The 13,422-nt window shown below is 40.0% G+C and carries 8 protein-coding genes; 5 read left to right on the forward strand and 3 right to left on the reverse strand.

The genetic code is table 11. The features are described 5' to 3' along the window. Positions 1-57: 57 nt before the first annotated feature. Positions 58-3,465, reverse strand: a complete 3,408-nt coding sequence (locus ACKLNX_RS14485; RefSeq protein WP_412972878.1) for a PAS-domain containing protein — start codon at positions 3,463-3,465, stop codon at positions 58-60. 265 nt (positions 3,466-3,730) lie between these two features. Between ACKLNX_RS14485 and grpE the strand changes: the two genes are divergently transcribed. The 4 genes from grpE to ACKLNX_RS14505 all read left to right on the forward strand — a co-directional run bounded on the left by grpE (position 3,731) and on the right by ACKLNX_RS14505 (position 8,448). Further along, positions 3,731-4,354: a nucleotide exchange factor GrpE gene (gene grpE, locus ACKLNX_RS14490; RefSeq protein WP_411694012.1), complete on the forward strand. Its 624-nt coding sequence runs from the start codon at positions 3,731-3,733 to the stop codon at positions 4,352-4,354. Positions 4,355-4,461: 107 nt separating this feature from the next. Beyond that, positions 4,462-6,387: a molecular chaperone DnaK gene (dnaK, locus tag ACKLNX_RS14495; RefSeq protein ID WP_411694011.1), complete on the forward strand. Its 1,926-nt coding sequence runs from the start codon at positions 4,462-4,464 to the stop codon at positions 6,385-6,387. 191 nt (positions 6,388-6,578) lie between these two features. Next, complete coding sequence (gene dnaJ / locus ACKLNX_RS14500; RefSeq protein ID WP_411694010.1) at positions 6,579-7,697, forward strand: molecular chaperone DnaJ; 1,119 nt, start codon at positions 6,579-6,581, stop codon at positions 7,695-7,697. A 283-nt stretch (positions 7,698-7,980) separates the two neighbouring features. After that, on the forward strand, positions 7,981-8,448 hold the full coding sequence (locus ACKLNX_RS14505; protein WP_412972879.1) for a c-type cytochrome: 468 nt from the start codon (positions 7,981-7,983) through the stop codon (positions 8,446-8,448). Between the two features lie 575 nt (positions 8,449-9,023). Here ACKLNX_RS14505 and ACKLNX_RS14510 read toward each other — a convergent pair. Together ACKLNX_RS14510 and ACKLNX_RS14515 are read right to left on the reverse strand one after the other, a co-directional pair. Beyond that, the gene (locus ACKLNX_RS14510) at positions 9,024-9,713 is read right to left on the reverse strand and encodes a cytochrome b/b6 domain-containing protein (protein ID WP_412972880.1); all 690 of its coding nucleotides are present in this window, start codon (positions 9,711-9,713) and stop codon (positions 9,024-9,026) included. After that, positions 9,713-12,376, reverse strand: coding sequence for an ABC transporter substrate-binding protein (locus ACKLNX_RS14515; RefSeq protein ID WP_412972881.1), 2,664 nt, complete (start codon positions 12,374-12,376; stop codon positions 9,713-9,715). Before ACKLNX_RS14515 ends, ACKLNX_RS14510 begins: the two co-directional genes overlap by 1 nt. A 196-nt stretch (positions 12,377-12,572) precedes the next feature. On the opposite strand from ACKLNX_RS14515, the gene dapB reads away from it, so the two are divergent. After that, the gene (gene dapB, locus ACKLNX_RS14520; RefSeq protein ID WP_412972882.1) at positions 12,573-13,376 is read left to right on the forward strand and encodes a 4-hydroxy-tetrahydrodipicolinate reductase; all 804 of its coding nucleotides are present in this window, start codon (positions 12,573-12,575) and stop codon (positions 13,374-13,376) included. Positions 13,377-13,422: the final 46 nt, after the last annotated feature.

Consider the following 13,422-nt stretch of genomic DNA (forward strand, 5'->3'; position numbering starts at 1 on the left):
GATTCTGTACTTTTGACGACTCGATCATACCCTAAAATTTAACACTGGTAAGTAATCTTAAGTTTTAGTTTTTTGTAACAGTCGTTTTAATGCAACGGGTTTTAATGGTTTTGGTAAATAAATCATGTCACAAACATCAGCTTGCTCTCGAATTGACTGACTTCGGTCTGCCGTACTGAGTAATAAAATAGGCTTATTCAATGCATGGTTTTTTCGGTATTCAATAATGCTTTTACAAACATCGATACCATTGTCACCATTATTTAAATGGTAATCTGCGATAATGTAGTCAACCGTTGTAAGTGCTTGGTACTTTTGCGCAGAGATGGCGTCCTGGGCTAAATGCACTTCTGCCCCCCAATTTGCCAATAAAGTTGTCATTGCGCTAGCAATTAAGGCTTCATTCTCAATTAAGAGAATTGTTTTGTCTTGCATGAATGTTTGATTATTAGCACTCTCGTCTTTCTCAACTTTTGGTGCAGTCCCAGGCTGGCTGCGCTGAAGGCTAATAGAAAATTGCGTGCCTAGGTTAACAATCGACTGAACTCTAACATCATGATTCAAAAGTTGACTCATTTTCTCGACAATAGTTAAACCAAGCCCAATACCTTCATTGTTGCCTTTATTGTCGAGCTGCTTAAATTCATCAAATATCAGCGCTTTCTGTTCATCATTGATACCTCTCCCTGTATCCAATACACAAATTTCAACTCTTTCATTTTTTCTTCTACGAACACCGACTAAAATGCGTCCAGACTCTGTGTATCTGACTGCGTTACTAATTAAGTTTTGCACGATTCGATTCAATAAACGGCGATCGCTGTGAACCCAAACAGAAGTCTCGACATAGTCAATGCTCAGCTCTTTTTGCTTGGCAACCACGGCGTATTCGTTAACTAGATTTTTGAGTAAGGGATTCAAACTAAAAGCGTGAAGGTTGGGCTTAAATAAGCCTGATTCTAATTTTGTCATATCGAGCAGCATGGAGAGTAACTGGTCAGCATTTTCCAGAGCATTCACTAAGCCCTGAGTAAGTTCTCTGTCTTCAACATTTTTTAACCTTTGGTGCAACATTGATGCAAAGAGTGAGGCTGCATTAAATGGCTGCATTAAATCATGGCCAGCGGCGGCTAAGAATTTAGTCTTACTAGTATTTGCCATCTCCGCTTCTAATTTTGCTGTGTTTAATTCGGCAGTTCGTTCTTCAACCCTTGATTCTAGGTCTACTTTGGCTTCTTCTAATTGGCGTTGAATATGAATATATTCGCTAATATCGTTATAGGTTGTTACATAGCCACCGCCAGGAAGTGGACTCCCAGCTATCTCTATTACTCTGCCGTTTTGATTATCACGCATGAATTTATATGCACTCCCAGAGAGAAAATAGGCGATGCGCCTATCTATCCGTTCATTAATAGATTCAGAAGAATCATTCTTGCCAAGTAATCCTCGAGAGGCGTTAAATTTTAGGATCTCACGCAGATGCATCCCCACTCTTAAAAAGTTCTTTGGATAATTGAATAGTTCAACATATTTTTGATTCCATGCAATAAGGCTCATATCAGAGCTTATAACACTTATGCCTTGGGGGATGTGCGCAACCGAGGATTGCAAGAGTTCATGATTGAATTGGAAATTCTGTGAGGCTTGTTCTACCCACTCGGTCAGCTCTTTTATATCTTCTTTTTTATTAATAGAAATGGCAGCGAGAAGTATTCGAGCACTGGCATTTCCGACATGAGAAGACAGCAGTCTCTCAGCATGTGCAAGCACAGCTGGTTCTGCGTATGCTAGGTTGGCCGCATCTGACAACGAGACTCGGTCTGAAAATGCTTTGGCCAATTGCGCAGGAATCACTCTATTAATTAAAGCTAATAGCTCAGTTGTGGGTATTTGAAAATTCGATCGTTTACTCACTAAGTTATCGTCTAATGTTGTTGCGTTAACGCCTCTGGTAACTTGCCCTCTAGATTGATTGCGTTTACGAATGACAATAGTCATCCAAGATATGAGAACGAAAACAAACGCGTTGCTAAAGAATGAGATATAAAAACCGGAAGCTAAATCAGCGTCGTCAAGTATTTCGGCAAAGTAGTAACTCGATAAAATACTTGGATACAATATAAAGTAAACCCAACATGCTGCACCAACCAATGTGCCTATAAGTGCACTTAACTTCGTCGCGTCGCGCCAGTAAATTCCCAAAATAATTGCAGGAAATATTTGTGCCAACAATGAGAGTGCAATAAAGCCACTTTTCACTAATGGCGCCGATTGACTAATATTGAGGTGGTACCAATAAGCAATGCTCAAAACTAATATAACGGTAAATTGTCTGATTCTGAGTATATTTGAAGGCGCCAAATTCTTTTTAAGATGTGGAGACACTTGGGTCGATAACCAGAGAGGCGTCACAAAGCTGTTGGCCACCATAATGCCCATGGTTAAGGTTGCCACAATTACCATACTCGTTGCGCCGCTCAAGCCTCCGATATAGGAAGTGACAGATACCCACTCATTACCCATACTGACGGGAATGGATAGAGCGAAACTATCGGTTGAGAACTGAGAAGTGTCTAATAAGATATTTCCAGCCAAGGCAATGGGTAAAACAAAAATAGTCATACACACAAGAAATAAAGGGAATAACCATCGTGCTAACAGTAATTCGTTTTCATTGTTGTTTTCAATGAAGGCAATATGAAATTGACGGGGTAAGCAAAACATGGAGCAAACACCGAGCAGCATGTGACTGACAAATACCCATATTGAAAAATCAGATTGCAAAATTTTAATGCTGGACTCATGTTCCGTAGCCTGAATGAATAAGTCGAAAACCCCATCAAATAAACTGTAACAAACATACACACCGACTATGACAAGGCCAGCAAGCTTGGCCAATGACTCAAATGCAATGGTATACATTAAACCCGTGTGCTTTTCAGTCAAATCCAGTGTTCTTGTTCCAAAAATGATAGCGAATAAAGCCATCAGGCCCACAACGTAAAAACCAATGCTGGGCGTCAGACTTTGGCTATCTTTGGTCATTAAGTTAAGCATGAGTGTGATAGCGTCGAGTTGCAATGCGATATAAGGCACAACGCCGATGAAGCAGATAAGAGTAATCATGCCAGCAATCACATGACTATGTTGATAGCGCATGCCAATAAAATCAGCAATTGAACTTATATTGTGTTGACGGCATAACTTAGCAATTTTGCAAATAACAGGAAAGGCAAAGAGCATCACAACAATCACGCCTAAATACGTGGGCACGAATGCCCAACCAAATTGAGATGCTTGCGTGGTCGTGCCAAAAAAGGCCCAAGAAGTACAATGAATGCCAAGTGCAAGGGAATAAACAATAGGAGAGGCGGCTCGCTTTTTATTTCCGTAAAATGCAATGGCAAATAAAACGCCTAGATAAATGAGCGTGATTAAGCCTACGGTGTAAATTGAAAACAAACAAAACCCCTGTAAATTCAATAATTATAGTTCGTAACGTCCAGCTTCTAGCCTAATGCCTTTTTAAGTAAAAAGGTATCAGACTTTCGTTATCTTCACCTATTAATGAAAAAAAATTAAATTAAATCTGCAATTATCCCTTGAAGCCGCTAAAAGCAGCCCCATTAAAAGGCCATGCATAAATTTTGGTGTACTTATTTTGGTGCACTTATTTAGGTGAACTTGGCCGAATTAAGTTAGCTAGTAAAGATCCGCGGAGAATGTAATGAGCGACGAACAGAATAAACCATCAAACGAAGACGAAATAGAAGCTGAGTTGGTGAATGATGAAGATCAAACAATGACAGCAGATGAGCTGGAACAAGCAATGAACGAAGACGATAACATCGCTCGCATTGCTCAGCTTGAAGCTGCATTAGAAGTTGCCAATGGCACAATTGAGAGTCAAAAGGACTCAGTATTGCGTGCTAGAGCTGATATGGAAAATGCAAAACGCCGTGCTGAACAAGAAATTGACAAAGCACGAAAGTTTGCCTTAGAGCGCTTTGCTGGTGAACTGTTACCTGTTATCGACAACTTAGAGCGCGCTGTTCAAGTTGCGGATGCAGAGAATGAGGCAATCAAACCGATTATTGAAGGAGTTGACCTTACGCACAAGTCATTCATCAACGCGGTTCAGAAATATGGAATGGAAATTGTTGACCCAGAAGGCGAGGCATTTAATCCAGAACTACATCAAGCCATGTCAATGCAAGAGTCTGCAGATGTCGCACCAAACACGGTGATGGCAGTTATGCAGAAGGGCTATACCTTGAACGGTCGTTTGTTACGTCCAGCAATGGTGATGGTATCGCGCGCTGCAAGTGACGGTGTAGACACACAAGTTTAGATAATCATAAAAAAATTAAATTTTTTTTAAATCACATATTGAAAACAGGGGTATTAGCCCCATTTATTATTGCATAACGTAATAAATCATATTTTGGAGAGACACAGATGGGTAGAATCATTGGTATCGATTTAGGTACAACAAATTCATGTGTCGCAGTACTAGACGGCGACAAAGCAAAAGTAATTGAAAACGCAGAGGGTGATCGTACTACACCCTCCATTATCGCTTATAGTTCAGAGGGTGAAACTCTGGTTGGCCAACCTGCAAAACGTCAAGCAGTAACTAACCCAGAAAATACACTTTTCGCAATCAAGCGCCTAATTGGTCGTCGCTTTGAAGACGAAGAAGTTCAGCGTGACATCGACATCATGCCTTTCAAAATTGTTAAAGCTGACAACGGTGACGCTTGGGTTCAAGCCAACGGCGAGAAAATGGCACCACCGCAAATTTCTGCTGAAGTTTTGAAAAAAATGAAGAAAACGGCGGAAGACTATTTAGGTGAAGAAGTTACAGCTGCTGTTATTACAGTTCCTGCTTATTTCAATGATGCGCAGCGTCAAGCAACTAAAGATGCAGGTCGAATCGCTGGATTAGAAGTAAAACGTATTATCAACGAACCGACAGCTGCTGCACTTGCCTATGGTATGGACAAGAAGAAAGGCGACAGTGTTGTTGCAGTATACGATTTAGGTGGTGGTACATTCGATATTTCTATCATCGAAATTGACGAAGCTGACGGTGAGCATACTTTCGAAGTACTTGCGACCAACGGTGATACTCACTTAGGTGGTGAAGATTTCGATAACAGAATGATCAACTACTTAGTGGAAGAATTTAAGAAAGACCAAGGTTTTGACTTACGCAAAGACCCTTTAGCTATGCAACGCTTAAAAGAAGCGGGTGAGAAAGCGAAAATCGAACTTTCTTCTGCACAACAAACAGAAGTTAACTTGCCGTACATTACTGCCGATGCCTCTGGTCCTAAGCATTTAGCTATTAAAGTAACACGTGCAAAACTTGAGTCTCTTGTTGAAGACTTAGTGAAAAAATCACTAGAGCCTTTGAAACAAGCATTGGCCGATTCTGACCTATCAGTAAGCGATATCAACGACATTATCCTTGTTGGTGGCCAAACTCGCATGCCATTAGTACAGAAGTATGTAACTGAGTTCTTCGGTAAAGAGCCACGTAAAGACGTTAACCCAGATGAAGCAGTTGCTGTGGGTGCTGCGATTCAAGGTGGTGTATTGTCAGGTGAAGTAAAAGACGTACTACTTCTTGATGTTTCACCTTTATCATTGGGTATTGAAACAATGGGCGGTGTGATGACAACGCTAATTGAAAAGAATACAACTGTACCAACTAAGAAGTCTCAAACCTTCTCTACAGCTGAAGATAATCAAGCTGCGGTAACAGTGCATGTTCTTCAAGGTGAGCGTAAACAAGCACAAGGTAATAAATCGCTAGGTCAATTCAACCTAGAAGGTATTCGCCCAGCTTCACGTGGTACACCTCAAATTGAAGTGACGTTTGATATTGATGCTGACGGTATCCTACACGTATCTGCGAAAGACAAAGATACTGGTAAGGAACAGAAGATCACGATCAAAGCAAACTCAGGTTTGAGCGATGATGAAATCGAGCAAATGGTACAAGATGCTGAAGCTAACAAAGAAGCCGATGCTAAGTTTGAAGAGTTAGTTCAAGCACGTAACCAAGCTGATGGCATGATTCATGGCACACGCACGCAAATTGAAGAAGCTGGCGATGCATTACCAGAAGACGATAAAAAAGCAATTGAAGAAGCGTTAGAAGCTTTGGAAACTGCGCGTAAAGGTGATGACAAAGCAGAAATCGAAGCGAAAACTCAAGCCTTGATGGAAGCTTCAAGCAAGTTGATGGAAATTGCCCAAGCTAAAGCAGCTGCTGAAGGCCAAGGCGCTCCAGAAGATGCTGAAGCTAAATCAGCTCAAACAGACGATGATGTTGTCGATGCTGAGTTTGAAGAAGTGAAAGACGACAAAAAATAATTGTTGTTGATTCATTGAGCAAATATATGGGCGCAACTGATAAGATCAGATTGCGCCCTGTTTGTATTCGCGCTGAACAACTCAGTATTTACTAATTTATTGTTTTATAAGAACTTTTAAGCAATAAGCTAAATGATGGCTAGAAGAGCCTTTATAAAACAAAGCTAAACAATGCAGGAATTTTTAATCTTATGTCCAAACGAGACTATTACGAAGTATTAGGCGTAGAGCGCGGTGCCGATGAACGCTCCATAAAGAAAGCCTATAAGAAGCTCGCCATGAAATACCACCCTGATCGTACTCAGGGCGATAAGGGCATGGAAGAAAAGTTTAAAGAAGTACAAGAAGCTTATGAAATCTTAACTGATTCTCAAAAGCGTGCCGCATATGACCAATATGGTCATGCTGGCGTTGATCCAAATCGTGGCGGTGGTCATGGTCAGGGTGCTGATTTTGGTGATATATTTGGCGATGTGTTTGGAGACATATTTGGTGGCGGTCGTGGTCGTCAATCGCGCGCTCGTCAGGGTTCAGATTTACGTTACAACCTTGAGATGTCGCTTGAAGAGGCGGTGCGTGGCAAGGAAGTTGAAATTCGTGTACCGACGCTGGTCGAATGTGATATCTGTCATGGTTCAGGTGCTAAGAAAGGTTCAACTCCTACTACTTGCCCAACCTGTAAAGGAAACGGCCAAGTGCAAATGCGCCAAGGTTTCTTTGCAGTACAACAGACGTGCCCAACATGTTCTGGTAAAGGGAAGATCATCGGTGACCCATGTAATCCATGCCGCGGTCAAGGGCGCACTGAAAAAACCAAGACTCTATCAGTTAAAGTGCCAGCTGGCGTTGATACGGGTGATAGAATTCGTCTTACTGGTGAAGGTGAAGCGGGCGAGAATGGCGCACCGGCAGGTGACCTATATGTTCAGGTAAATATTCGCGAACATGATATTTTTGCACGTGATGGAAACAACCTATACTGTGAAGTGCCTCTTGGTTTCGCAACAGCTGCGCTAGGCGGTGAAATTGAAGTGCCGACGCTCGATGGTAAAGTTAAACTTAAGATAACGCCTGAAACGCAAACTGGGAAGATGTTCCGTTTACGTGGAAAAGGTGTTAAATCCGTTCGTAGTGGAAGCGTTGGTGACTTAATGTGCAAAGTCGTGATAGAGACACCGGTTAACTTATCAGCCAAGCAAAGAGAAATGCTAGAGGAATTTGATGCCTCACTTGGTGGTGGTAAACACCGTCCAAAGGAGCAGGGATTCTTTGATGGTGTGAAGAAGTTTTTCGATGATCTAACCAAGTAATGTGTACAGTTCTTCGATGCTTTTAACAAAGCGTCCTATGCGGTAATTTTAGAAAACGCTCAATTTATTGGGCGTTTTTTTTGTTAAACACATTAAAAGGTGGTTAATTCTCCGTATCAAATAGACGAGATAATTTTATTCTTGCGAATTAAAAGGGAATTAATACCGACTTTCAAGGAGACTTTATTGAACTTTGTGCAAAGTGTTTGTATCTTATCAACAAGTACTGTACACCTCTAATCGAACTATAATTAAATATACTATGCTTATACAGGAATATAACATGAAAAAAGTACTCATCTCATTGGTTTTGGCTGCTAGCTTAACGGTTCCCTCAGCTTTCGCGAAAGAAGCAAACTCACAGAAACAGGCTGATACTGCTGTACAATTCAGGCAAGCAGTTTTGCAACTTGTGCGCAGTAATATGGGGCCTTTAGGTGCTATGGCGAAAGGGCAAATAGAATATGACGCGGAAGTAATGAATAAAAATGCACTACGCATCGAACAGTTAGCAACAATGATGGATGACTATTTTGCGTTAGACACACGAAAGTTTGAAGTAAAAACAGAAGCGTCTGACAAAATTTGGGAAGAAATGGAAGACTTCAGTAGTAAGAGCCATGACATGATTAATGCTGCAGCTAACTTACAGAAAGTGGCAGCAGCTAAAGATGTAGATAATTATCGAAAAGCGATAGGCGACTTAGGTGCAACATGCAAAGCATGTCACGATAAATTTAAGATTGATTAATCTATCTAAGTCAGATGTAGATGCAACGAAATTGTAAATTTGTATAAAAAACAAACACTCAAAGCCGGTCATTTAAATTTATTTATGTGACCGGATTTTTTGTAAGATGATGAAAATGAATGACAATTTATCACTAGCGTCAAATTAATTAACTTAATGCGTCAAATATTTGAAAACTTAGGTTTAAAACTTGTAATTATTATGTATTATTTATGTTAACAGTAAGGTGCATTGCGAGTCACACTTTACTGATACCGGTGCTATCATTGCTTTAACAGCAGTTACAATGATTGTAGAGAAGGGCTCTCAGTACCCATTGAGATCTCTATGGAAACAACGGAAGTTAGTAGCGCTTAATCCTAAAAATAAAAAAAACAGGATGGGCCCAAATGTCAAAAGATGCATTGAAACAAACTGCGGTTGCTGTTGGACTAACTATTCTTTACGGTTTAACAATTTCACAAGCGAACGCATTCTTTTAAATTAGATTGCTCGTATTAAAAATAAAATTAAAAAAAGCTAAGATATTATATCTTGGCTCTTTTTTATGTATTTCACTATAAGTTCAAGCGTCCTTAGTAGTAAAAATCTTCAACGACCTCAGGTGCAAAAACAACCACCACCAAATAAACGATAAAAGCAGCCATGCAGGCGAAAGCAATAAATTTGAACCAGTGATTTTTAGCGTTAATAGCCGAGGTTTCTGGATCCTGCTTTTTATATCCGGTTATCATACTTTTTACTAAATTCTGATGCTTGGCGAATTTATAAACCAGCATTGCAGATATATGCAATGCTAGAAACAACCATACGGCGATAAAGCCTTGGTGATGCACCCAATTCATAATCTGCCTAGTTTCTTCGCTTAAAACACTATAGTAAGGACCGTCATGAAAAATATCATCTGTGATGAAAAGTCCACTAATGGCCTGTGTGAAAAGAATGGTCATAATAAACAGTACAGAATAGGCTCCTAGCGGGTTGTGACCAACAACAGGCTGGTATGCAGAGCTATTAAAAAGACGAGCATAGTTCCAAACTTTACGTGGTGAAACTACAAATTGAGAAAAACGCGCGTAATATGCGCCAAAAACACCCCACAAAACTCTAAAAATTAATAGTCCTAGAATGAAGTAGCCACCGTAAAAGTGCCAGGTCATAGCATCATCGAGCAACTCAGCCGTAAGATATTGAGAGCAAATTGCAATAACTAAAAGCCAGTGAAATATTCGTGTCGGGAAGTCCCATATATAAACCTGTTGCATTAAGTCCTCACCGTAGAGTGGATCCCTTTGATCAATTGCTCTGATGTAAATGGCTTGGAAATGTGTTTTGCAAAACCACTTTCAAGGTAAGTATTAACATCATCTTCTAATGCATTCGCTGTAACAGCAATAACTGGAATTTTGGACAATACTTCGTCCTTTTTAATTTCCCGCATAGCTTCTAAGCCATCCATTACAGGCATTTGAATATCCATTAGAATAATATCAAAGTCTTGTCGTAGCTTCAGCGCTCTCATACACTCTTCACCATTGTTTGCGACTACAATATCTTTACTATATGGCATGAGCATATTCAGCATTAGCTCTTGATTTAATAAGTTGTCTTCAACAAGCAAAATGCGGAACTGCTTTTCCTCGCTAGTTTGTTTCGCAGCAAGGTCAGCGAAAATGCAACTTGTAATTGAATATAAACTCGTTGGTAGAGAAAGAATTTCATCGGCCTCTGCTGGTTCAATAAGCGCCTTAGCTTCCGTCTCAGCATAATTAGACGTAATAAGAACTTTAAGGTGTTTATTTTGACTTCTATCGCGAGCGGAAATGATAAAGCCGGGTAAATTAACCGCCTGATCAAATAAACCAAATAACACGATGTCAACGCTATGTTCTGACAGATGTTTGAGTGCATTTTCTGCAGAGTGTTGCATGGCAATCTTTAAACCGCTTTTTGAAAGCGCAACAGCTCTTCTTCGCACTTCCGCAGTATCGTTGCTCACTAGCAATAATGTGATGGGAGCGGCAATATGTGGATCCTTTTCGTGAGACTGAAGAAACGCCTTGCTCAAATTTAGCGTCATTGAAATGGAAACGCTCGTGCCTTGATTTAACGCGCTTTCGATTTTAATCGACGCATTCATTAACTGACACAATTGATAAGTAATACTAAGACCTAGCCCACTTCCTTCAAAATTTCGATTATCTTCTGATTCAAGTTGTTCAAACGCGTTGAACAAACGTTTTTGTTTTGCGTCGGAGATACCAATACCCGTATCTTTTATAATAAAGCTGACATTATATTTATCGCTCTCAGTGCTGGGGGTAATCCTGATGGAAACTATTACACCTCCTTTTACTGTGAACTTAATTGCGTTTGAACATATGTTTTGTATAACTTGCTTTATTCGTTGTGGATCCCCCAATAATTCATCAGGTGCTTCTGGATTAATATGAACTTCGAACCCTATATTTTTCTCTGCTGCTAACAATTCATATTGCTTACTTATATCGTTTAGTAAACTGCGAATAGAGAAGGGCAAACATTTTATGCTTAGCATCCCGCCTGTAATCTTTGAATAATCCAAAATATCGTTAACAATGCCACCTAAATGATGAGTTGTTCGACGGAGCAGAGTGACGTATTTACGCTGTTTCTCTTCCAACTCGTCGGTGTCTAGTAATTCTGTTAACGCGGTAATGCCAAACAGTGGTGTTCTAATTTCATGACTCATGTTTGACAAAAAGCGAGATTTAACAAGTACAGCTTGTTCGGCGCTGCGTTTGGCTTGCTCTAGCTCTTCGTTCTGATTCTCAATAAGTGCAACTTTTTCGTCTAATTCTATGGTTCTCTTGCGCACCCGGCTCGATAATATTTTGTTGTTAATGACTAGCAAAATGCTGATGAGCAGCAATACGCCGACTATGATGAAAACCTGAAGATGCTGCTCAGCAGAGAAAGCTTTGGATTCACTAATATAATCTCTAATTTGATATTTACCGAGCAATGCATTTTCGTCAACTAAACCTAATTCCTTATAAATATTCGCGATATTCTTAAATCGCTCATGAAACATGCTTCCAATTGGTAAAATTTCCCTAGCAATTAATTCTCTTAATTTTTCAAGTTCGAAGCGTAATGCCTCTTGTGTTTTATTTGACGTATAACTAGAGTGAATATGAGAAACCGTTTCTTCTGGATTGTCTAACGCGTAATGCCAGCCTTTGATGCTCGCATCGACAAATTTATTCACTAAATCGGGTTGGTTCTCGACAGTTTCAACCGCAGTAAATATAAGATCACCGTAAAAGTCGATGCCATAATCTCTGGGTTCTATAGTTACTACGGGAATATCAGAGCTTTCATACCAATATGGAAGGTTAGTAATATAACCAGCCGAAACGTCCACTAAATCATCTTTCAATAGAAGTTTGTTAAAGCTAGTTTGAGGAACAATCTCATAATCTGTAGGAGCAATCTTTAATTTTGACAGTACCGCATATAATGAGGCTTGGTCTTGCACCATTCGAAGTGACAGCTTTTTCCCTTTGAATTGGTAGGGACTGTATATTTCTGATTCTTTTTTAGTGATAAAAGCTAAAGGACTATGCTGATAAATCGTTGAAACGATTACCAATGGTTCACCATTCATTATGGGGATCAGTATTGACGAGTTGGCAATGCCAAATGTTGCCACATTATCAAGCACTGGCTGAACATCATTACTGTTAATGTTTTTTTCTACGAGAGTTAGTTTTATGCCTACATCGGCATAAAAGCCTTTCTCAATTGCCATATAGTAGCCGGCAAATTGCGATTGATGCTCCCATTTTAATTGCAAAGTGACAGGCGTTAAAGGCTCTTCTGCCATAGCAAACGAGGGGCTTAGAAATACTCCAAAAAAAATTAGTAAAACAGTGATTCTATCCATAAAATTGTTTCTACTAAACTCAGCATTATTTATTGGCATTTATGCTATATTTCTCTTTATCTAGCCAAAACCGGCTATGAGTGATTCAACGCTTAGTTGGGTTAACTGCAAATCCATTGCAAGCTTTAGCTTTTTGATTTGCCTGAATAATATATCATAGACTAAGTATCATAAAATAAAAATCGAAAGAGTACATATGACTAAAATTGGTGTTTTAGGCGCAAATGGGCGCATGGGAAGAGTTCTAATTGATGCGTGTTATCAACATACAGAAGTTTCACTTGGTTTTGCGAGTGTGCGCGAAGGCTCTTCTCTAGTTGGAATAGACGCAGGTGAATTAGCTGGGATTGCTAAACAATACATCACAGTTTGCAGCGTGAATCAGCAACCAACAGATATCGCGGACGTCATCATTGATTTCACTTTGCCAGAAGCCTTAAAAGCCAATTTAGAGTGGTGTGTAAAAAACAAAAAAGCAATCGTTATAGGAACCACGGGACTGTCATCTGAATATTTAGGCTTGATTGATGAAGCCGCAAAATCTATTCCGGTTGTGTTCGCTGCCAATTATAGTGTTGGAGTAAACTTATTATTGAGTTTAGCGAGAAAAACAAGTGCAGTGATGGGGCAGGACGCAGACATCGAAATAGTAGAAGCGCATCACCGCTATAAGAAAGACGCGCCATCTGGCACTGCAGTGGCAATTGGCGAAGTGATTGCTGAAGAATTGGGTCGCGACCTTTCTAAATGTGCGGTTTATGGAAGGCAAGGTGATACTGGAGAACGAGATCAGCAAACTATCGGTTTTAGCACTATTCGTGCTGGTGACATTGTCGGTGAGCACACCGCTATATTTGCAACCATTGGTGAGCGAATTGAATTAACTCACAAAGCATCAAGTCGTCTAACATTCGCAAATGGTGCATTAACGGCTGCTATATGGCTTAAAAATAAACCGGCAGGCTTGTATAGCATGCAACAAGTACTGAATTTACAATAACTTATTTTGTGGAACTTGAGAATGCATGATCTACATGATTCGATGC

The sequence above is a fragment of the Glaciecola sp. MF2-115 genome (assembly GCF_047250385.1).
In the GTDB taxonomy this organism is placed as follows: domain Bacteria; phylum Pseudomonadota; class Gammaproteobacteria; order Enterobacterales; family Alteromonadaceae; genus Glaciecola.

Bases quoted from the DNA above. Each gene is read 5' to 3' on its own strand.
- dnaJ (WP_411694010.1), top strand. From the start codon at position 6,579: ATGTCCAAACGAGACTATTACGAAGTATTAGGCGTAGAGCGCGGTGCC.
- grpE (WP_411694012.1), top strand. From the start codon at position 3,731: ATGAGCGACGAACAGAATAAACCATCAAACGAAGACGAAATAGAAGCT.
- ACKLNX_RS14505 (WP_412972879.1), top strand. From the start codon at position 7,981: ATGAAAAAAGTACTCATCTCATTGGTTTTGGCTGCTAGCTTAACGGTT.
- ACKLNX_RS14510 (WP_412972880.1), bottom strand. From the start codon at position 9,713: ATGCAACAGGTTTATATATGGGACTTCCCGACACGAATATTTCACTGG.
- dnaK (WP_411694011.1), top strand. From the start codon at position 4,462: ATGGGTAGAATCATTGGTATCGATTTAGGTACAACAAATTCATGTGTC.
- dapB (WP_412972882.1), top strand. From the start codon at position 12,573: ATGACTAAAATTGGTGTTTTAGGCGCAAATGGGCGCATGGGAAGAGTT.
- ACKLNX_RS14515 (WP_412972881.1), bottom strand. From the start codon at position 12,376: ATGGATAGAATCACTGTTTTACTAATTTTTTTTGGAGTATTTCTAAGC.